Consider the following 18,996-nt stretch of genomic DNA (forward strand, 5'->3'; position numbering starts at 1 on the left):
CCGGAGAGAGCGGGGTCGAAGGCATGTACGTATGGTGCGAACCGGCAGCAAAAACCCGCAGCGCATATAAAATGACGGCAGTGCGGCGGGTTTCCGCCACGGGGGCCGGGGGGTCGCTTGCCCGTATCAGACGGTGGACAGCGCAAGGGTGCGAGAGAACCCACTTTCCAGGAACGCGTCGACGCGCTGTGCGTGTCGATGGGGGACGGCACCCAGCGGGTGGATCTCAACTCCCTGTGGGATCTGGTCGAGTCCGATCCGGAGCAGACCGCGGTCACCTGCAGGTCGTGCGTCCGCAGGGCCGTCGAGCGGGGCCGCCACTGGCACGGATACGCACAGGTCGCGCTGACGCTGGCCCAGCTCTACGAGAGCATCTTCGAGGACGACACCCTGACCCTCTGGGTCACGGACGAGTTCGAGCGGGCCGGTGTCACCGTCCAGCAGCCCCGTACGGCCGTCCTCGACCCGGAGACCGGCTCCCTGTCCAGTCCCGACGACCACCCCGACGACCGTCCCGTGCTGCTCGACATCGAGCGGCGGCTGATCGACTCCGCGGACATCTACCCGCTCGTCGCGTTCTTCTCCCACCACCCCGACGGTGAGGACCGGGAACAGCTGCGGCGGCTCCGCGAGCACCGGTGCCGGGTGATGTTCACGTTCGACATACCGACGACGGACCCCAGGGAGGTGTGGGAGGTTCCGGAGGTGCGGGCCTACGTCGCCCTGCTCGCCGAGCGGATGCCGTACCTCCCCTACTACTTCCTGCCCCGCGAGTTCGGCACGCTGTTCACCTGGCTGGCCTGTCTGGCACCGCAGGAGGCCAGATCCGGCGGCGGCGTCCAGCTCCTGCATCCCGACGTCCTGGTACACGCCGCCCTGGCCTACCACTACACCTGGCGCTTCGCGCAGTGGCTCGGCGACGACCCCGACGCCGTGGTGCGGGACGTGTTCTCGCCGCTGCCAGGGGAGTTCATGCCGTACGTCCGGGAGATGCACCGCCGCCTGGAGGAGCAGCTCGGCGATGCCCTCTGACGACGCCCGCGCTCACGCCGGCTCCCACGCCGACGCCCGTGCGTACGCCGGCACCGACGGCTTCGAGATCGTGTCGGCCGTACTGGACGGTCGGCTGGCCAGGACCGACGCGGCGGAACTGCTGCGGCGCCCCCTGGCCGGGACGGCCCGGCTGCACCTGCGGCACGCCGAGGTCGTACGGCTCGGGGAGCTGATCGAGCAGGCACCGAGCATCGAGCGGACCCGCGCGCTCACCGAACTCACCGCCGTGGCCGCCGAGCCCCTCGGATCCGAGGCACGCGGGCGCGTCCTGGGCCGGGGAGCGGCCCGGCTGCTCGGTCTCAAGGCGCCCGAGACGGCCCTGGCGCTGCTCGACGAGGCCCGGGAGCTGCTGACCGGCGATGTCCTGCTCGCGCTGGAGGCCGCGAAGTTCCGGCTGCGGGCCCTGTGCGATCTCGACCGCCGCGCGGACTTCGAACGCGACCTGCCGGCGTTCCTGGCGGAGGCGGAACGCCTCGGCAGCGGCGTCGATCTCTGCACGGTCCTGTACGACCGGGCGCTGCTGGCGGCCCGGGCCGGGGACACCGTGAGCGCGCTGCGGAGCGTGCGCGAGGCCCGCCGGATCCGGGCGACGGTCCCGGCACAGGACAGCGACCACGTCCGCAGCCCCGCCTCGTTCGCACTCCAGCACGCCATGATCGCCCGGCAGGGCGGACGGTTCGAGGAGGCGCTCGGCGCCCTGGAGGACATGCGGAGCCTCGCGCTCGCGGCCGGGCAGCAACCGGCGGCGGCCTGGGCCCTCAGCGAGCTGGGCATCACCTGGGACCTGCTCGGCGACGCCGGCCGGGCCGAGGAACTCCTGGCGAAGGCGGCCGCGGAGGCCGAGCGGATCGGGCGTCGGGCCTGGGCCGATCACTGGCGGCACCGGACCCCGGACCAGCCGCGGTACGGCGACGACGAGGAGTCCGCCTCCTGGCACCGCGCGTCGTCCATCATGCTCACGGACCCCGCCCGCGCCGCCGACGCCGTACCCCTGCTGCGCGCGGCGATCGCCACGGCACGCGCCGCCCACCAGCCGGATCTCGAAGCGGACGCCCGCAACCAGCTCGCCGCCGCGCTCCAGCAGTGCGGCCGGCCGGAGCAGGCACAGCTCGCGCTGCGGGCGGCCGTCGCCACCACCCGGCGCTCCGGCGACCTGCTGCGCGAGGTCCGCTACGTCACCAACCTCGCCCGCCATCTGCTGTTCGAGGCGGACACCGAGGACGACGTCCAGGACGCCCGGAAGGAGATCGCGGCGGCCCTCGAACTCGGCGAACGGCTGCGCGCGGACGCGGCCACCGTCGAGCTCGGCCAGAACGTGGCCATCACGCTCGCCCGCGCCTACGACACCGCGATCCTCATCGCCGCCGCCCTGTACGAAGTCGGGCTCGACGCGGCCGACGCGACGTACGCCGGTCTCGCGCGCCGGCAGCCCGAAGCGCTGCTGGAGATGGGCCAGCGGGCCCGTGCCGCCACGATGACCGAGGCGCTGCGCGTCGGGCAGGTCGTGGAGCAGCATGCGGACGCGGCCCCGGAGCTGGTGCCGGCGATGCTCGGACTGCGCGCCGCGGAGGCCGCCGTACAGCTGGCGGCCGCGCGGTCCGGGAACCTGGCGCCGGCGCTCTCGGCACGGGACCGGTCCGCGGCACGGCTCACGGCCACCGCGGGCTCCGCCGGGGTGTCCCTGGCGGTGAGCTCCGAGCCGGTGCCGGCCGGCGAACTCGCCGCCGCGCTGCGGCCCGGTGAGGTCCTCGTCGACCTGCTCACCGTCCCCGAGGGCGTGGTCGTCACCTGCCTCGACCCCGCCGGGCGGTCCGCGGTCGCGCTCGTCCGGTGGCCGGAGGAGGACCGGCGCGGCATGCTCCTGCGGCTCAGGCGCGCCTACCGGGAGCGGCTGGGCGCCCACCCCGACGACCTGGCGGAGACCCGGCAGCTGCTCCGGTCCGCCCTGGCCGACCTGGACACGGCCCTGCTGGCCGCGGTGCGCGACACCGTACGGCAGGTGTCCCCCGCCCCGCCCCGGCGGATGCTGGTCAGTCCGGAGAACGAGCTGTTCCATCTGCCGTACTGGCGGCTGTCGGACCGGCTGGACGGCTGCGTCGTGAGCGTCCTGCCCACACCGGGCGCCCTGCCGCTGCTGCGGGCCAGGCGGCGCGACGGGCGGCGCCCCTGGATCTCGGTCGGCGACCCGTCGGGGACGCTGCGCCATGCCGCCCTGGACCTCTCCCCCGAGCTGGGCTACCGGCCGTGTCCCCCGGAGACCGGGGCCTTGCTGGACACGCTGCCCGGCGCGGGCCGCGTCCACTTCGCCTGCCACGGGAACTTCGACGAGGACAACTCGCACCTGTCGGGGCTGGAGGTGCTCCCCTCCCCGGACCCGGGATCCGATCCCCTCGACGCACCCCCGGGCGACGGCCCCGGGGCCCTGGGCCGCTTCACGGTGGCGCAGATATCCGGCCGGCTGCACCTGCCGCACTGCGCCCTGGTGGTCCTCTCCGCCTGCACGTCCGGCCTCCCCCGGCTGCACCCGGCGAGCGAGTTCACCGGCCTGCCCGGGGCGTTCCTGATGTCCGGCACGCGCAACGTCGTCGCCTCCCTGTGGCCGGCGAGCGACGCGGCCGCGGCCCTGCTGATGCGCTTCTTCTACGCCGCCCTGGACGACGGCCGTCCCGCCGTACCGGACGACGGCCGTTCCCCCACACCGGGCGACGGCCGTTCCCCCACACCGGGCGACGGCCGTTCCCCCGCACCGGACGGCGGCCCGGCCGTTCCCTTCGGCCGCGGCCCGTCCGCCGCCCTGGCCGCGGCGCGGCGGCGGCTGGCCGGGACGAGCCGCGCGGAGGCGGCGGAGCTGCTGGGCACCGACGAACTCCCGCCCTTCGACCCGCCGTTCGCGGAGACCGTGTACACCGACTGCTTCCAGCACTACGGAGTGGACTGATGACCGACCCCTCCCGCGCGTTCGTCCGCGCCCTGGCCGGTGTGTGGGGCCCCGGCTACTGGGTCACCTGGCACCCCTCGTCCCGGCTGGCGCTCGGCGCCGTCGGCCCGGCCAGGTATCCCGGGATCGTGCCCGTCGACAGGCTCCCGGACGACGGCACCGTGCCGCCCGAAGTGGCACCGGCCGGCCGCGACACCCTGACCTGGAACACGGAGGGGGCCGTCCGGGTCACCTACCGGGGGACGGCGGGGGCCGCCGACCCGGTCGGCGGGCTCGCGGACGTCCGGGCGGGCGCCGTCGTGGAGTTCACCCGCAAGAACGCCCTCCTCGTCGTCTACCGAGGGCTGGCCGAGACCCGGCTCGCCGACCAGCCGCGCCTGGCACAGGAGCTGGTCAGGCGCTACTGGGCCGGTGACTGGCACCCCGACTGGTGTGTCGTCAGCCATCTGGTGACGGCGCGGTCCGGCACCGTGCTCATGGCGGCCGACAAGGGCGCCACGGTCGAGCTCAGCGCGAGCGGCTCCGTCACCGCCGGGCCCGCCGGGCTGGCCGACCTGGCCACCCAGGTCCGTGCCACCAGGTCGTCCGCGTTGCAGTGCGAGCTGGTCGGCAGGCAGCTGACCCCCTTCTACCGGGTGCTCCGGCTGCGCCGCAGGTTCCTCCGCGGCATCGAGGCCGAGTACGGAGCCCGCGGCCTGCGGACCCCGGCCGGCCGCCCGGCCGAGGTGCCGCCGGGCCTCCTGCACGAGGTCGGGGACGCGCCGGACGCGGCCCTGGAACACCCGGCCCAGCCGGCGCCCCCGCCCAACGAGGAGGAGAGCACCGGGTGACACGGCCGGACGGGCTCGGGCGGCGGGTACCGCCGCACCCCGGTCGGCCGGCGTAGCGCATCCACCGGGCCCGGGGTGAGCGACGGAGCGTGTTCCTGCTCCAGCAGCTTCCGGCGGGGGCAGTAGCTTGCCGACTCCGAACCCGGAACCCGTCCGGGGCCACAGAGCGGAGGGCCGCCGATGCCCCGGCAAGCGCCGTACCTGGTCACGGCCGAGGCGCTGCGCGCACGGCTCGCCGCGGGTGAGTGGCGGCTCGGCGAGCGGCTGCCGTCCCGGGCGCGGCTCGCCGAGGAGTACGGCGTCGGGCGCAACGTCATGCAGCGGGCGGTGGACCTGCTGATCGCCGAGGGGTTCCTGGAAGGCCGGGCGGGCTCGGGTACCTACGTCCGCCCACCGCACGAGCGGCTGCGGATGGTCCGCTCCCGGCGCCGCGGACACTCGCTCGCCGCCCGCACGGAGCGGGGCCGGGCGGGTGCCTGGGACGCGCACAGCGACGTACGGGTCCCGGCCCCCGGGCACATCGCCGAACGGCTGGCCATCGCCGCCGGGGACCCCTGTGTCCGCACGCACTACGAGTTCCTCGCCGACGGCCGGCCCGTCCAGCTCTCCGAGTCCTGGGAGCCGTTGGCCCTCACCGGCGGCACCCCGGTCGTACTGCCCGAGCGGGGGCCGCTGGCCGGCCAGGGGGTGGTGGCGCGGATGCGGTCCATCGGCGTGACCGTCGAGACGGTGGTCGAACTGCCGCGCCCGGCCCGCGCCACCCGGGCGCAGGCGAACCTGCTCGGCATCGGCGCCGGTGACCTCGTCCTCCGGATCGAGCGGACCATCCACGACACCGGCGGCCGTCCGGTGGAGACCGCGGACATCGTCATTCCGGACGCCCGCCGTGAGGTCGTCTACGAGTTCGAGGTGGACCGCCGGTGACCTCCCGGACCGGGCTGTCGCACGACCCCGACTTCCGCCGCCTCCTCGTCGCCACCGCCCTCGGTCAACTGGGCGACCGCGTCCTCTTCCTGGCGTTGCCGCTGGTCGCGATCACGGCCCTGGACGCCTCCGCGTTCCGGGTCGGGCTGCTGACCGCGGCGACCACGGCCGGCTCGCTCCTGGTCGGGCTGCCGGCGGGCGCCTGGGTGGACCGGACACGGAAACGGCCGGTGCTGATCGCCGCCGACCTCGCCCGGTCGCTGGTCCTGCTGACGGTGCCGGTGGCCTGGTGGACGGGCCGTCTCACCTTCTGGTGGCTCTGCGCCGTGGCTCTGCTGCACGGCGTGCTGACCGTCTTCTTCGACGTCGCCCACGTCAGCTACCTGCCGGGGCTGGTGGGCCGGGCCCGTCTGGTCGAGGGCAACGCCCGGCTCTCGGCGGTCCGCTCGGTGACGAGTATCAGCGGGCCGACGGTGGCGGGACCGCTGGTCGGGCTGGCCGGCGCCCCCGCGACGCTGCTGGCGAGTTCGCTGGGGATGGCCCTGTCGGGCCTGATCGCGACCGGCATCCGCAGACCGGAGGAGCGGCCCGCGGCGGGCGAACACCCCCGGCTGGGACGGGACATCAGGGAGGGCCTGCGGTTCGTCCTCGGGCATTCGGCCCTGCGCGCCATCGTCCTCGGGGACGCGATGTTCAACTTCTTCCTGGTCATGTACCAGGCCATGCTGCTGGTCCACCTGGAGCGGGTGATCGGGCTCTCCTCCTTCGGTGTCGGCCTGGTCCTGTCGGGGATGGGGTGCGGTGCCCTGCTCGGCGCGCTGCTGGCGACCAGGGTCGCGCGACGGCTCGGCCCCGGCCCGGTCATCTGGCTCGCCCCGCTCACCACGTGCCCGCTGACCGCGCTGATGCCACTGGCCCGGCCGGGCTGGAGCGTGACCGTGGCCGCGGTCGGGCTGGCGGCGCTCTCCCTGGGCGGGGTCGTCCGCGTGGTGGCCCAGTCGAGCGTGCTGCAGACGCTGACGCCGGACCGGCTCCTGGGCCGCATGAACGCGACGGCCCGGTTCGTCTCCTGGGGCGGCATCCCCCTGGGCGGCCTCCTGGGCGGCGCCTCGGGCACGCTCCTCGGCCCGACGCCCACCCTGTTGCTGGGCGCACTCGGCATGACCCTCAGCGCCCTCCCGACCCTCGCCCTGCGGGGGGCGATCGGCGGATGTGTGCCACAAGTGGGGCCGCCCACCGGGGAACACATGCCCCGGTCGTGACACACATCCGCCACTCACCTGTCCTGACCGGACCGGACCGGTCAGGGTGTGAAGCGGTGGTTCGGCACGGGGTGGTGGGGGGTGTCGGTGGGGGGCCAGGGGGACGGGGCGAGGGCGGGGTCGGCGGGGGCGGCGGGCCAGTCGCGCTGGCCGCCCACCACCTCCGGGTCGAACATGACGATCGCCGCCGCCAGGATCAGGGCCGCCACCGGGCCGGCCAGCATGACCAGGAGGAAGGCGAGCAGGCTCGTCGAGGACTGGCCGCCCGTCTGTGCCTGGGCGACGTGGACGGTGACCGCGGCCATGCCGGTGTAGTGCATGGTCGCGACGGCCGCGCCCATCACCAGGCTGGCGCCGACCGTCGCCCAGACCGCGCTGATCGACACCGCCGCCCAGAGCGCGGCGGTCGCGGCGACCACGGCGATCACCACGGAGAGGACGACGACCACGGTGTCGTAGTGCACGGTGCCGCCGGTGTTCATCGCGGTCATGCCGAGGTAGTGCATCGCCGCAACGCCGAGGCCGGTGATGACGCCCGCGGTGCCCAGGGTGACGGGGCCCGAACCCCGGAGGCCGACCAGGAAGACGCCGACGGCGACCACCGCGATGCAGACGACGAGGCTCAGTACCGTCCGGCCGGCGTCGTAGCTGACGAGGGCGCCGTCCACGCTGAAGCCGATCATCGCGATGAAGTGCATGGTCCAGATGCCGCACCCGAGGGAGACCGCACCCAGCGCAAGCCAGCCGAAACGTTTCTCTCCTCGGCCGCGGCCGATCGAACGGGTCGTGCAGCGCAGGGCCAGCACGGCGCCCAGGCATGCCATCAGGTACGCGGCTATCGGGGTGACCAGGCCGTAGTGGAATTCGGACACGTCAGCGGTCATCGCGGCAACTTTCTTCACGCGAAACGGGGACGGCGGGGACGGGGGCGGGAATGGGGTGGGGACAAGAAACGGCAGGAACCAGCCACCTGGCTGATTCCTTCACCATTCAAACACAACCTGAGCACGCTGTATCCACACCTGTACCGCCCGCGATCGAATCGCAACAACGACTGTGCGCATGGCATGTGCGTTTCCTGTGCTACCCCGGCGTCACCAGCCGTGCCTCGTAGGCGAACACCGCCGCCTGAGTGCGGTCGCGCAGACCCAGCTTCACCAGGATGCGGCTGACGTGGGTCTTCACGGTCGACTCGGCCACCACCAGGCGCTCCGCCATCTCCGCGTTGGACAGGCCCTGGGCGATGAGGACCAGGACCTCGGTCTCCCGGTCGGTGAGGCCGCCGTAGGCCGCGTGGGCCGCGGGCATCAGGCGCGGGGTGTCGGAGAGCCGCGAGAACTCCGTGATCAGGCGCTTGGTGACCGAGGGGGCCAGGAGCGCCTCGCCGGCCGCCACCACCCGCACACCGTCGGCGAGTTGGCGGGCCGAGGCGTCCTTGAGGAGGAAGCCGGAGGCCCCGGCGCGCAGGGCCTGGTAGACGTACTCGTCGAGGTCGAAGGTGGTCAGCACGAGGACCTTGGACGTGGTGTCGGCGGCGACTATCTCGCGGGTCGCCTCGATGCCGTTCAGCTCGGGCATGCGGATGTCCATCAGGACCACGTCGGGGGCGAGTTCCCGGACCCGGTCCACCGCCTGACGGCCGTTGACCGCCTCGCCGACGACCTCGATGTCCGGCATCGCGTTCAGCAGGACCGAGAAGCCCTCGCGCACCATCATCTGGTCGTCCGCGATCAGTACGCGGATGGTACGGACGGTCATGCCTCGCCCCCGGTGGCGGTGGCCGGCAGGAACACCGTCACCTCGTAGCCTCCCTCCGGCGTCGGAGCCGCCGTCATCTCGCCGTTCAGCATGGAGACCCGCTCCCGCATGCCCGTGATGCCGTGGCCGGCGCCGGGGGACGGTTTGACGAGGGCCGGCCGCGGCGGCGGGCCGTTGACCACGCGCAGGCCCAGGCCGCCGATGACATAGCCGATCTCGACACGGGCGTCCGCCCCCGGCGCATGGCGCAGGGTGTTGCTCAGCGCCTCCTGGACGATCCGGTACGCCGACAGCTCCACGCCCTGCGGGAGTTCACGGACCGCGCCGGTCACCGCCTTGCCGACGGCGAGGCCCGCCTCCCGCACGTTGTCGAGCAGCGCGTCCAGGTCGGCGAGGGTGGGCTGCGGGGCGTCCGGCGCCTCGTAGTCCTCCGCACGGACCACGCCCAGCACACGGCGCAGTTCGGTGAGCGCCGCCACCGCGTTCTCCCGGATCGTGACGAACGCCTTCTCCAGCTCCGGCGGCGGGTTCTCCACCCGGTAGGGGGCGGCCTCCGCCTGGATGGCGACGACGGACATGTGGTGGGCGACCACGTCGTGCAGCTCGCGGGCGATCGTCGTGCGCTCTTCGAGGAGCGTGCGCCGGGAACGCTCGTGCGCCGTCACCGTCCGCTGGGCGGTCACCTCCCGCCGGGCCGCGCTGCGTATGTGCCAGACGGTCACCCCGAGCAGCGACAGCGCGGACAGGAACAGCAGCTCCATGGTGTCGGAGCCGAAGTAGTGGCCGCTGCTGAAGCCCGCCTCCGCCATGACGCCGTACACCGCCGTCAGCACCCACATCCAGGCCGCCGTGCGCGGCCTGGTGCGTATCGCCACGATGGTGAGCACGAACAGGTGGCAGGCGAAACTGCCGGGCAGCCAGGGCCATTCGTTGTCCCAGTCGCTCCCCAGGACGGCCGCGACCGGGGTCGCCGCCATCGACAGCCAGAACGCGCCGACGGGCCGCACCATGGTCAGCAGGACCGGGACCAGGGCGAGCAGGCCGAGACCCAGGTTGCTCGCCGCGCCGTTCATCTCGCTGTCGGAGGCGATGAGCATCGCGATGAGGCCGCCCGCGCCGACCAGGGCGCGCGGCGCCCAGGCCGCGTACTCCCGCAGCCGGCCGGGCAGGCGGCGGGCGAGCGGGCCGTCGGTGCTCGCCCGGGGCAGCGGCCGGTAGGCGAAGGCATCGTGGAACAGGTCCTGGCGCAGTCCGCGCAGGGCGTCCATCGCCGCCCGGAACTCCGGACTGCGCGGCTTGTACGGCTCGAACGCGCTGTCCGGCGGCTGCGGCTGCATCGGCTGCGTGTGGGGCGTCTCGGTCACGTACACGACCGTAGGCGCTGGACGGGGTCACCGTCGTCACCAGTGAGAAGGGTCCTCCGGCGTCCCTCTCAGGTACTACGGGTACGCCGGGGAGCCGCGGCGGACCGGTCAGTAACCGGAGGGCCGGACCAGCCCGGACTCGTACGCGAACACCGCGGCCTGGGTGCGGTCCCTGAGGCCCAGCTTCACCAGGATGCGGCCCACGTGCGTCTTCACGGTCTGCTCGGCGACGACCAGCCGCTCGGCGATCTCCGCGTTCGACAGGCCCTGCGCGATCAGCGTGAGGACCTCCGTCTCGCGCTCGGTCAGCTCGCCGACCCGCGCCTTCAGCGGGGCGCGTACCCCGCCCCCGTCCAGCTGGGAGAACTGGGTGATCAGCCGCCGGGTGATGCCGGGCGCGAGCAGCGCGTCACCGGCGGCCACCACCCGCACCGCCTCCGCCAGTTTGTCCGCGGACGCGTCCTTGAGCAGGAACCCGGACGCGCCGGAGCGCAACGCCTCGTACACGTACTCGTCCAGGTCGAAGGTGGTCAGCACCAGCACCTTGATGTGCGGGCGGGCACCGACGATCCGGCGGGTGGCCTCGATGCCGCCCAGTTCGGGCATGCGGATGTCCATCAGGACGACGTCCGGAGCGAGTTCGTCGACCTTGGCCACCGCGTCCAGACCGTCCACCGCTTGGCCGACCACCTCGATGCCGGGCTGGGCGTTCAGCAGCACGGTGAAGCCCTGCCGGACCATCTGCTGGTCGTCGGCGATGACCACGCGGATGGGGCTGCCGGTGCTGCTCGTCATGCGCGGTCGTCCTTCGGGTCGAGGGCACGGGCGGTGCCGGTGGTGGGGTCCGCGGTCCGGTGGGGTACCAACCCGGGCGCGGTGGCTGGGAGTTCCGCGAAGATCTGGTAGCCGCCGTCCGCCAGGCGGCCCGCGGTCAGCGACCCGCCGAGCATCGCGGCCCTCTCCCGCATGCCGAGCAGGCCGTGCCCGGCGCCCGGCGACGGCGGCGCGGGCCGCGTCGGCCGGGAGTTCACGACGGACAGCAGGAGTCCGTAGGGGATGTACTCGATCTCGACGTGGGCGGTCGCCCCCGGCGCGTGCCGCAGCACGTTGCTCAGTGCCTCCTGCACGATCCGGTACGCCGACAGCTCCACGCCCGACTGCATCGGGCGCCGCTCGCCGTTGATCCGGGTGGTGACGGTCAGGCCGGCCGCCCTGGTGTTCTCGACCAGCGTGTCCAGCCGGTCCAGGGTGGGCTGCGGGCTGTGCGGGCCGGTGCCGGAGTCGGCGGGCGCGTCCTCGTCCGGGCTCTCGGAACGCAGGACGCCCAGCACTCTGCGCAGTTCGGTCAGCGCCTCCAGCGCGTTGTGCCGGATGCCTTCGAGGTTCTCGCGCAGCTCGTCCGGCGGGTTCTCCACCAGGTGCGGGGCGACCTGCGCCTGGATGGAGATGACCGACATGTGGTGGGCGACCACGTCGTGCAGCTCGCGCGCGATCCGGCTGCGCTCCTCCAGCAGGGTGCGCCGGGCCCGCTCCTCCGCGGTGAGCGAGGCCTGGCGGCCCAGTTCCGCGCGCGCCTCGCGGCGGCCCCGCAGCGCCGTGCCGAGCGCCACGACGATCACGGCCAGGACGACGGTCACCACCGAGGTGGACTGGTGCGGCGGCGCGCCCCAGACGCCGTCGAGGAGCCAGGTGACCAGAACGGTCACGGCCAGTGCCTCGACGGCCACCCGGGCCCGGACCCGCAGCGCGAGCAGCAGCAGGACCAGCAGCTGCGCGATGATCCCGGCCGTGGTCCAGGGCCAGGTGAAAGGGGCCTGCGCGGTCATGCCCAGCCGGCCGTGCAGCGCGACGGCGCCCACCAGCATGGCCCCCGTCGACAGCCACCATGCCGGGACGGGTCGCCACATCGCGAGCACCACGGCGGCGCCCGGCGCGAATCCGAGCAGGGAAGCGAGACCGGGACCCAGGTGCCCGTTGTCCGAGAACTGCGCGATACCGCCGAGCGTGATGCCGAACGCGGCCAGGCACAGCACGCCGTGCGGCAGCCAGCGCAGCCACACGGAGGGCGGCAGCGGGTCGACGCGGACGGTGCACAGGTCGTCGCGGAGCATCCGCAGCCAGCGCAGCACGCGGCCGGCTCCGATCCGCCCCGCCCGCCGGGTCCCCGTCTCCGTCACAGCGGTCAGCCTAGACATGGCGGACTCCCTTCGGTGCCGCCCGACCGGACGCGCGGCGGGTCCTGACGACGCGCGGACGGGTCCGGGGGCGGCCGCGCTCGTACCCGTGGAACGCCGCCAGGCAGAGACCGAGCGCCAGGGCGAAGACCGGCAGCCAGAGCAGGCGGGCCGCGATCCAGCCGAGGTGGTCGGGGGGCGTGTGGAGGCCGGGAAGGCGACCGAGCAGGAGGCCGGTGGCCGTGGTCGCCATCAGCGCCGTCTGGTGCCAGAGAAAGATCGTCATCGCGGAGAGGTTCACGAGGGCCACCGCCGCCCAGGCCAGGGGGCGGCGCATCGTACGACGCAGCCGCTCGCGCAGGAGCAGGGCGAGGCCGCACTGGGCCAGGCCGAAGGTGACGGCGGCCAGGGTGGGCGGGTCGAGGTTGGAGACGGCCGCGCCGGGCACGCCGACCATCGACGCCGGATAGCCCGCCCACGCGACGAGCCCGGCCGTCGCCGCCGTACCGCCGACGAGCAGGACCCAGCCGGCGCGCGGCCGGTCCAGTTCGCCGCGGGTCCAGGCGGCGCCCAGGGAGTACGGCACCAGCCAGCCGGCCGCCAGGTTCACCCAGCCGACGTCGGGGGCGGCGCCGAAGCCGAAACGGAGGAGGTCCACATGGAGGACGACGGCCAGCGGCCACAGCGGGTTGAGCCGGGCGACGAGCGGGGTCGCCGCCGTCAGCGCCGCGAAGACCACGAGGAACCAGAGGGGTGACAGGGCGAGTTTGGCGAGGGTGCGGACGGTGGTGAAGCCGGTGCCGGACAGCAGGAGGGCGGCCGTCACGACCGTCCAGAGCGCGAGGAGCACCGCGACCGGTGCGAACAGGCGGGACAGACGGGCCGTCAGCCAGCGGTGGTAGGGGGTGCCCCCGGCCTGGGCCGTGGCGTAGCTGCGCGTGGCGACATGGCCGCCGACCAGGAAGAACACGGCGAGGGTCTGGAAGACCCAGGAGATCGGGGCCAGCCACGGCAGGTGCTGGAGGGGGCTGCCGGTGTGCAGCTCGCCGCCGTCCGCCACCAGTGCCGTGACCAGCCAGTGGCCCAGGACCACACCGAGGACGGCGACCGCGCGCAGGGCGTCCACGGCGCGGTCCCGGCCGGGCGGGGTGGCCGTGTCGATGCGGTGGGCGAGGAGTCGTACGCGGTGCTGTGTGCCGTGCCGTGTGCGGTGCCTGAGACGTCGTATGCGGTCGGGGAGGCGGGGTTCGGGCGGCTTACGCACGGGTGACCTCCGTCGTCTCGCCGAGGACGATCCGGGCGAGGTTGGCCAGGGAGGCCGAGCCCGGGGTGAAGTAGTCGCTGTGGCCGCCGGGGCCCGCCGCGAAGACGCGGGCGCCGAAGGACGGGGACACGGGGTCGGTGCCGAAGCCGACGGTCGTGCCGAAGAAGTCGGCGTGGACGTGCGGGACGTCGGCTATCCAGTCGTCCGCTCCCCGGGCCGCCCAGATCCGGGCTGGGGTGTGCAGGGCCGCGGCCGAGCCGGCGCCGGTGCCCGGGCTGCCGACCAGGGCGATGTCGGTGACGCCGAGGCCGGTGAGGGCGGGGGCGGCGCGGGCGCAGACCACCGTGCCGTAGGAGTGGCAGAGGAGCGCGACGGACGCCGGCCCCGGGACGGTGAGGGCGCGCAGCTCGCGGACGGACTCGCGCAGGAGCGGGGCGGCTTCGGCGGCCCGTCCCGGCGTGAGGACCGTGGTGCTGACCGTGGCGGGGGTCCGGTAGCCGAGCCAGGCGACGACGGCGATCCGGGTGCGTCGCCGCTCGCGGTCGTGGGCTTCGCGGTCGTGGGTTTCGCGGGTGAGGCGTCGGTAGAGGGACTCGGCCGCCGTGTGGAAGCGGGCGTAGGTGTCGAGGGTGGTGTCCGAGCCGGGGACCAGGACGGCGATGCGCGTCGCGTACGGCAGGTCGCCGAGGACCTCGGTGACCTGGCCGGTGCCGCGGGCGTCGAGGTGCAGGAGGTGACGGGAGGGGGACGCGAGGGCACGGTCGGCGGCGGCGCGGGAGAGGGCGCCGTCGGCGGCGGCCATGCGGGCGGCCCGCTCGGCGTTCTCGCGGTTGGCCTCGTAGACGGAGGCGAGGGCGGCCGGGGTGAGGCGGGCGGGGAGAGCGGCGGGCGGCGGGGCGGGGATCCGGGGCCGGACGGCCGCGGAGAGGGGGAGGACCACCGCGGCGGTGAGGAGGGTGGTGAGGAGGGCTCGGCGCAGCCTTCCGCGCCGACGCCCCCGACCCGGCCCGTGCCCCTGCCGCTGCCCCAGCTCTTGCTCTTGCTCTTGCCCTTGCTCTTGCCCTTGCTCTTGCTCTAGCCCCTGCCGCTCCCCCGTCGCCGCCGTCATGGTCGGTCCCCCCGCTCAGTTCGCCCGGCCGTCGGGCTTGTCTGATCGGGAAATTACGGAGCGGACCGTGTCGTTCGCGTCCCGCCGGAGAGCTCACCTGGGAGGTAGCTCTCAGGTACTACGGGTATGCGGGGAAGGGCTCAGGGGCGGCCCGTCACCAGGCCAGTTGGGCGATCTCCTCCGCCACCACCGCGCAGGCGTCCGCCGCCGGGTCGATGAGGGGGAAGTGGCCGACCTCCTCCAGGAGCGTCAGGCCCACCACCTCGCCCGCCTTGGCCGCCGCATCCGCGTAGGACTCGGCGACCGCCTGCGGGACGACCACGTCCGTGCGGCCCTGGACCAGCGTGGTCGCGATGCCGGTCGGGAGCAGCAGCGCGGGGTCGGCGTAGGGCTGACGGTCGGCGAACTTCTCGTCGCCGCCGAGGAGTTGGAGGGCCGCGTTGCCGCAGACGTCCAGCTTCTCGGCCATCGCGAAGTCCGCGATCGGGGCCAGGGCCACGACACCCCGCAGGAGCGCGGGGCCGGCGGTGCGCCACGCGGCGTCCGCCGGGAGGACGTGCCGTGCCGCCGCCCACAGCGCCAGGTGGCCGCCCGCCGAGTGGCCGGTGAGGACCGTACGGCGCAGGTCCGCCCGCGGCACCGCCGCGCGGACCAGGTCCGGCAGGGCGTCCAGGGCCGCCGCCACGTCGTCGAAGGTGTCCGGCCAGCGGCCCGCCACCGGGGCCGTACCGCCCTGCGCGGGGAGCGCCGGGCCGCGCCGGTACTCGACGTTGGCCACCGCGAAACCGCGCCGGGCCAGGAAGTCGGCGAACGGGGTGATGTGGCCGCGGTCGTACGGCGCACGCCACGCGCCGCCGTGCAGGACCACCACCAGCGGGGCCAGCGGGTCGTCGGTGCGCGGGCCGTAGAAGTCGATCACCTGGTCGGGATGGTCGCCGTAGGCGGCCGTGGCGTCGGGCGCGACGTGCGGGTGCGAGAAGGCCGACTCCTCCTCGGCGGCGGCCCGGGCTGCTGCGTCGTCGTCCGGCATGCTCCAACCTCTCAGCGACGTAATGATGTTGGCGGACCAGGTGGGGAATTCGGCCGTTGGCCGGGACGGTATCAGGCCCGTGACGTGCGCCGACACGCGGATGTCACGCACGGTGAGGATTGCTCGGTTCTGTACCGTCCCGGCCCTTGCCCGGGGATCACTATGTCGCCATGTCGCTAGGCGAGCGCCGCTCCCGGTCCCTCCGCCAGCACCTCCGCCAGCACCCGCGCCGCCCGCTCCGCGTCCGCGAAGCCGACGTACAGCGGGGTGAAGCCGAAGCGGAGCACGTCCGGGTGCCGGAAGTCGCCGACCACGCCCCGCTCGATCAGCCGCTTCATCACGTCCCCGGCGCCGGGGCAGCGCAGCGCGATCTGGCTGCCGCGCTCCTCGTGGGCCACCGGGGTCACGCACTCGACCCCGCGGGCCGGGACGTAGGCCTCGACGCACTCCAGGAAGAAGTCCGTCAGGGCAAGGGACTTGGCGCGCACGGCCGCCACCGGCACCCCCTCCCACACCTCAAGCGCCGCCTCCAGGGCGAGCATGGAGAGGATGTCCGGGGTGCCGACGCGACCGCGTACCGCCCCGCCCGCCGGTTCGTACGCCGGGCGCATCCCGAAGGGCTCCGCGTGGGAGTTCCAGCCGGGGAGCGGGGAGTCGAAGCGGTCCTGCAGCTCCTGTCGGACGTACAGGTACGCCGGGGAACCCGGGCCGCCGTTCAGGTACTTGTAGGTGCAGCCGACCGCCAGGTCGACCCCGTGCTCGTCGAGGCCCACCGGCAGCGCGCCCGCGCTGTGGCACAGGTCCCAGACGGACACGGCCCCGGCCGCGCGGATCGCGGCGGTGAGGGCGGGCAGGTCGTGCAGGCGTCCGGTGCGGTAGTCGACGTGGTTGAGGAGCACGGCGGCGGTACGGTCGCCGAGCGCCGCCGGGACCTCGGCCGGCGTGAGCGGGCGCAGGGTGCAACCCGTCAGCCGGGCCGCCGACTCGGCGATGTAGCCGTCCGTGGGGAAGGTCGTCGCGTCGACCAGGATCTCGTCGCGGCCCTCCCCCGCCAGCCGTACCGCGCCCACGAGTGCCTTGAACACGTTGACACTCGTCGAGTCGCCGACGACGATCTGGCCGGCCGCCGCGCCGACCAGCGGGGCGATCCGGTCGCCGATCCGCTCCGGCGCCGTCCACCAGCCGCTCTCGTCCCAGGACCGGATCCGCAGCTCGCCCCACTGCCGGCGGACGACGTCCTCGACGCGGCCGGGGACGTGCGCGGGCAGGGCGCCCAGGGAATTGCCGTCGAGGTAGACGACGTCATCGAGGACGAAGCGGTCGCGGAGCCCGGCCAGCTCGTCCGACGCGTCCAGCTTCTCCGCCCTCAGGGCCTGCTCAGACATGGGACCTCGCCGTCCACAGCTCCGGGAACACGTTCTTGCGGGCGCGCTTCTCCAGCCAGGCGACCCCGGCCGAGCCGCCGGTGCCGACCTTGGCGCCCATGGCGCGGCGGGTCGCGACCAGGTGGTCGTTGCGCCAGCGCCAGACGAGCTCGGCGACGTCGGTCAGGGCCTCGCCGAGGCGGGCGAGGTCGGCGTGCTCGTCGCCCGAGTAGACGGCGGTCCAGGCGGCCTCGACGGCTTCGGAAGGTGTATAGGGCAGTGATATGTCACGTTCCACCAGCACCGCGTCCGGGATCGGATACCCCCGCCGCCCCAGCACCCGCACCACCTCGTCGTACAGGCTCGGCTCGTGCAGCGCCTTCTCCAGTTCCGCGTGCACCCGTGGCGCGCCGCGGTGCGGGACGAGCATGGACGCGGACTTCTCGCCGAGCAGGAACTCCATCCGCCGGTACATCGCCGACTGGAAACCCGAGCCCTCGCCGAGGGCGGACCGGTAGGAGTTGAACTGGGCCGGGGTGAGCTGGCCGAGCGGCCTCCAGGAGGCGTTCAGCGCCTCCAGCTCGCGGGCGGAACGCTTCAGCGCGGCGATCGCGGTGGGGATGTCGTCGCCGCGCAGCGCCGCCGCGGCCGTCTCCCACTCGTGGACGATGACGGTGAACCACAGCTCCATCACCTGGGTCGTGACCAGGAAGACCATCTCTCCGGGATCGTCGGAGAGGGTGTGCTGGAGATGGGTGAGCACGTCGGCCTTGACGTAGTCCTCGTACGGCGTCGTGCCGGCGAAGTCGAGATGCGGGGTCTCGGGCTCGTGATTTTCGAGAGCCTCATGGGACATCGCTGTCTCCTGTAGTACTCCGGGTAGCGGTCCGCCCCTGCCGATGCCGACACGGGGGCCCCGGTCCCCACCGGCATCTTCCGCAACGTAACCCGGAAACGGCAAGGCCGCCCGCCGCCGGACGGCCCTCCGGAGGCCGACGGGACGCGGGGGAGGCCCCCGACGGTGGCAAACTTGCGCCATGACGACGCACACGAACCTGCTCGGCGGCCCGGAGCCGACGAATCTGCCGGAGAACGAAGAGGCGTACCGCCTGCTGAGCGAGGAGTCGCTGGCTCCCGTCGAGGTGGCGGCCAAGTTCCCGACCTTCTCGCTGGCCTGGGCGCTGCTCGCCGAGGAGGCGTTCGAGCGCGGCGCGGTCGTCGAGTCGTACGCCTACGCGCGCACCGGCTACCACCGCGGTCTTGACGCCCTGCGCCGCGCCGGCTGGAAGGGGCACGGTCCCGTGCCCTGGGAGCACCGGGCCAACCGGGGCTTCCTGCGCTGCCTCGCCGCGCTCGCCCGCGCCGCCGGTGAGATCGGCGAGAAGGACGAGTACGAGCGCTGCTGGCAGTTCCTGAAGGACAGCAGCGCGGAGGCGTACGCCGAGCTGCACGGATAGCCACGGGCAGCAGGGCCGGTTCAGGTTCCGGGGCATCCGGCGGCCGTCCAGGCGGCGTACTCCTGGCGGACGTAGAGCCGGTGTCCGGGCCTGGGCGTGATCACGTCGGGGTGGTACGGCCCGGCCGCCAGACCGGGATGGCGGCGGTCGTACCGGACGAGTTCCCCGGCTGTCTCCGCGGCGGCCGCGGCCGGGCCGGAGCCGCCGCCCAGGGCCATCCGGTCCATGAGGGCCGCCCTGCGCAGCAGCCAGGCCCGTTCGGCCGCCGCCGTGTCGACGTCGGCCGGGGTGCCGGTGACAGGCCAGGCCCGGCGGCCGTCGCGCTCCGCCCCGAGCGCGAGCAGCCGGTGCATCTCGCGGCGCAGCTGCGGCGCGTTCGCGTAGGCCCGGTGCGCGGGCGGGGCGCCGGTCTCCGCACGGGTGTCCGAAGTGACGTCCATGGTCATCGCTCCGCCGGTACGCGGGGGCCG

At 74.0% G+C, this 18,996-nt stretch carries 17 protein-coding genes; 6 read left to right on the forward strand and 11 right to left on the reverse strand.

The genetic code is table 11. The features are described 5' to 3' along the window. Positions 1-117 precede the first annotated feature (117 nt). The 5 genes from ACFZB3_RS26895 to ACFZB3_RS26915 all read left to right on the forward strand — a co-directional run bounded on the left by ACFZB3_RS26895 (position 118) and on the right by ACFZB3_RS26915 (position 7,007). Positions 118-1,032 (forward strand): chlororespiratory reduction 6 domain-containing protein, encoded by a 915-nt coding sequence (locus tag ACFZB3_RS26895; protein WP_391379355.1) that lies wholly within the window; start codon positions 118-120, stop codon positions 1,030-1,032. Continuing rightward, on the forward strand, positions 1,022-3,991 hold the full coding sequence (locus tag ACFZB3_RS26900; RefSeq protein ID WP_391379357.1) for a CHAT domain-containing protein: 2,970 nt from the start codon (positions 1,022-1,024) through the stop codon (positions 3,989-3,991). The genes ACFZB3_RS26895 and ACFZB3_RS26900 overlap by 11 nt, the downstream gene beginning before the upstream one ends. After that, a complete protein-coding gene (locus tag ACFZB3_RS26905) occupies positions 3,991-4,821 on the forward strand; it encodes a hypothetical protein (protein ID WP_391379359.1) in 831 nt (276 codons plus the stop codon). Before ACFZB3_RS26900 ends, ACFZB3_RS26905 begins: the two co-directional genes overlap by 1 nt. A 180-nt stretch (positions 4,822-5,001) precedes the next feature. After that, positions 5,002-5,745 (forward strand): UTRA domain-containing protein, encoded by a 744-nt coding sequence (locus tag ACFZB3_RS26910; protein ID WP_391379361.1) that lies wholly within the window; start codon positions 5,002-5,004, stop codon positions 5,743-5,745. Continuing rightward, a complete protein-coding gene (locus tag ACFZB3_RS26915; RefSeq protein WP_391379363.1) occupies positions 5,742-7,007 on the forward strand; it encodes an MFS transporter in 1,266 nt (421 codons plus the stop codon). Before ACFZB3_RS26910 ends, ACFZB3_RS26915 begins: the two co-directional genes overlap by 4 nt. 41 nt (positions 7,008-7,048) lie before the next feature. Here the strand turns inward: ACFZB3_RS26915 and ACFZB3_RS26920 are convergent, their stop codons facing one another. The 10 genes from ACFZB3_RS26920 to ACFZB3_RS26965 form a co-directional block, all read right to left on the reverse strand. After that, a complete protein-coding gene (locus tag ACFZB3_RS26920) occupies positions 7,049-7,891 on the reverse strand; it encodes an MHYT domain-containing protein (RefSeq protein ID WP_391379365.1) in 843 nt (280 codons plus the stop codon). A gap of 199 nt (positions 7,892-8,090) precedes the next feature. After that, complete coding sequence (locus ACFZB3_RS26925) at positions 8,091-8,765, reverse strand: response regulator (protein WP_391379367.1); 675 nt, start codon at positions 8,763-8,765, stop codon at positions 8,091-8,093. Next, a complete protein-coding gene (locus tag ACFZB3_RS26930) occupies positions 8,762-10,129 on the reverse strand; it encodes a histidine kinase (RefSeq protein ID WP_391379369.1) in 1,368 nt (455 codons plus the stop codon). Before ACFZB3_RS26930 ends, ACFZB3_RS26925 begins: the two co-directional genes overlap by 4 nt. A 108-nt stretch (positions 10,130-10,237) precedes the next feature. Then, complete coding sequence (locus tag ACFZB3_RS26935) at positions 10,238-10,924, reverse strand: response regulator (RefSeq protein WP_391379372.1); 687 nt, start codon at positions 10,922-10,924, stop codon at positions 10,238-10,240. Further along, positions 10,921-12,324 carry a histidine kinase gene (locus ACFZB3_RS26940; RefSeq protein WP_391379374.1) on the reverse strand — a complete coding sequence of 468 codons (1,404 nt, stop codon included), beginning with the start codon at positions 12,322-12,324 and terminating at the stop codon, positions 10,921-10,923. The genes ACFZB3_RS26935 and ACFZB3_RS26940 overlap by 4 nt, the downstream gene beginning before the upstream one ends. Beyond that, complete coding sequence (locus ACFZB3_RS26945; RefSeq protein WP_391379805.1) at positions 12,317-13,531, reverse strand: acyltransferase family protein; 1,215 nt, start codon at positions 13,529-13,531, stop codon at positions 12,317-12,319. Before ACFZB3_RS26945 ends, ACFZB3_RS26940 begins: the two co-directional genes overlap by 8 nt. Positions 13,532-13,559: 28 nt before the next feature. Next, positions 13,560-14,507 carry an alpha/beta hydrolase gene (locus tag ACFZB3_RS26950; protein ID WP_391379376.1) on the reverse strand — a complete coding sequence of 316 codons (948 nt, stop codon included), beginning with the start codon at positions 14,505-14,507 and terminating at the stop codon, positions 13,560-13,562. Between the two features lie 322 nt (positions 14,508-14,829). Beyond that, on the reverse strand, positions 14,830-15,705 hold the full coding sequence (locus ACFZB3_RS26955; RefSeq protein ID WP_391379378.1) for an alpha/beta hydrolase fold domain-containing protein: 876 nt from the start codon (positions 15,703-15,705) through the stop codon (positions 14,830-14,832). Between the two features lie 176 nt (positions 15,706-15,881). Continuing rightward, a complete protein-coding gene (gene kynU, locus ACFZB3_RS26960; protein WP_391379380.1) occupies positions 15,882-17,090 on the reverse strand; it encodes a kynureninase in 1,209 nt (402 codons plus the stop codon). Beyond that, positions 17,083-17,925: a tryptophan 2,3-dioxygenase family protein gene (locus ACFZB3_RS26965; protein WP_391379382.1), complete on the reverse strand. Its 843-nt coding sequence runs from the start codon at positions 17,923-17,925 to the stop codon at positions 17,083-17,085. Before ACFZB3_RS26965 ends, kynU begins: the two co-directional genes overlap by 8 nt. Positions 17,926-18,106: 181 nt before the next feature. Between ACFZB3_RS26965 and ACFZB3_RS26970 the strand changes: the two genes are divergently transcribed. After that, positions 18,107-18,526, forward strand: a complete 420-nt coding sequence (locus ACFZB3_RS26970; RefSeq protein WP_391379384.1) for a DUF3151 family protein — start codon at positions 18,107-18,109, stop codon at positions 18,524-18,526. A gap of 20 nt (positions 18,527-18,546) precedes the next feature. Here the strand turns inward: ACFZB3_RS26970 and ACFZB3_RS26975 are convergent, their stop codons facing one another. After that, positions 18,547-18,966: a hypothetical protein gene (locus tag ACFZB3_RS26975; protein ID WP_391379387.1), complete on the reverse strand. Its 420-nt coding sequence runs from the start codon at positions 18,964-18,966 to the stop codon at positions 18,547-18,549. Positions 18,967-18,996 lie beyond the last annotated feature (30 nt).

This window comes from Streptomyces sp. NPDC008092, assembly GCF_042957285.1.
GTDB lineage: Bacteria > Actinomycetota > Actinomycetes > Streptomycetales > Streptomycetaceae > Streptomyces.

Coding starts and splice junctions, on each gene's coding strand:
- ACFZB3_RS26955 (WP_391379378.1), bottom strand. CDS start 15,705: ATGCCGGACGACGACGCAGCAGCCCGGGCCGCCGCCGAGGAGGAGTCG.
- ACFZB3_RS26965 (WP_391379382.1), bottom strand. CDS start 17,925: ATGTCCCATGAGGCTCTCGAAAATCACGAGCCCGAGACCCCGCATCTC.
- ACFZB3_RS26975 (WP_391379387.1), bottom strand. CDS start 18,966: ATGGACGTCACTTCGGACACCCGTGCGGAGACCGGCGCCCCGCCCGCG.
- ACFZB3_RS26940 (WP_391379374.1), bottom strand. CDS start 12,324: ATGTCTAGGCTGACCGCTGTGACGGAGACGGGGACCCGGCGGGCGGGG.
- kynU (WP_391379380.1), bottom strand. CDS start 17,090: ATGTCTGAGCAGGCCCTGAGGGCGGAGAAGCTGGACGCGTCGGACGAG.
- ACFZB3_RS26935 (WP_391379372.1), bottom strand. CDS start 10,924: ATGACGAGCAGCACCGGCAGCCCCATCCGCGTGGTCATCGCCGACGAC.
- ACFZB3_RS26905 (WP_391379359.1), top strand. CDS start 3,991: ATGACCGACCCCTCCCGCGCGTTCGTCCGCGCCCTGGCCGGTGTGTGG.
- ACFZB3_RS26970 (WP_391379384.1), top strand. CDS start 18,107: ATGACGACGCACACGAACCTGCTCGGCGGCCCGGAGCCGACGAATCTG.
- ACFZB3_RS26920 (WP_391379365.1), bottom strand. CDS start 7,891: ATGACCGCTGACGTGTCCGAATTCCACTACGGCCTGGTCACCCCGATA.
- ACFZB3_RS26900 (WP_391379357.1), top strand. CDS start 1,022: ATGCCCTCTGACGACGCCCGCGCTCACGCCGGCTCCCACGCCGACGCC.
- ACFZB3_RS26925 (WP_391379367.1), bottom strand. CDS start 8,765: ATGACCGTCCGTACCATCCGCGTACTGATCGCGGACGACCAGATGATG.
- ACFZB3_RS26910 (WP_391379361.1), top strand. CDS start 5,002: ATGCCCCGGCAAGCGCCGTACCTGGTCACGGCCGAGGCGCTGCGCGCA.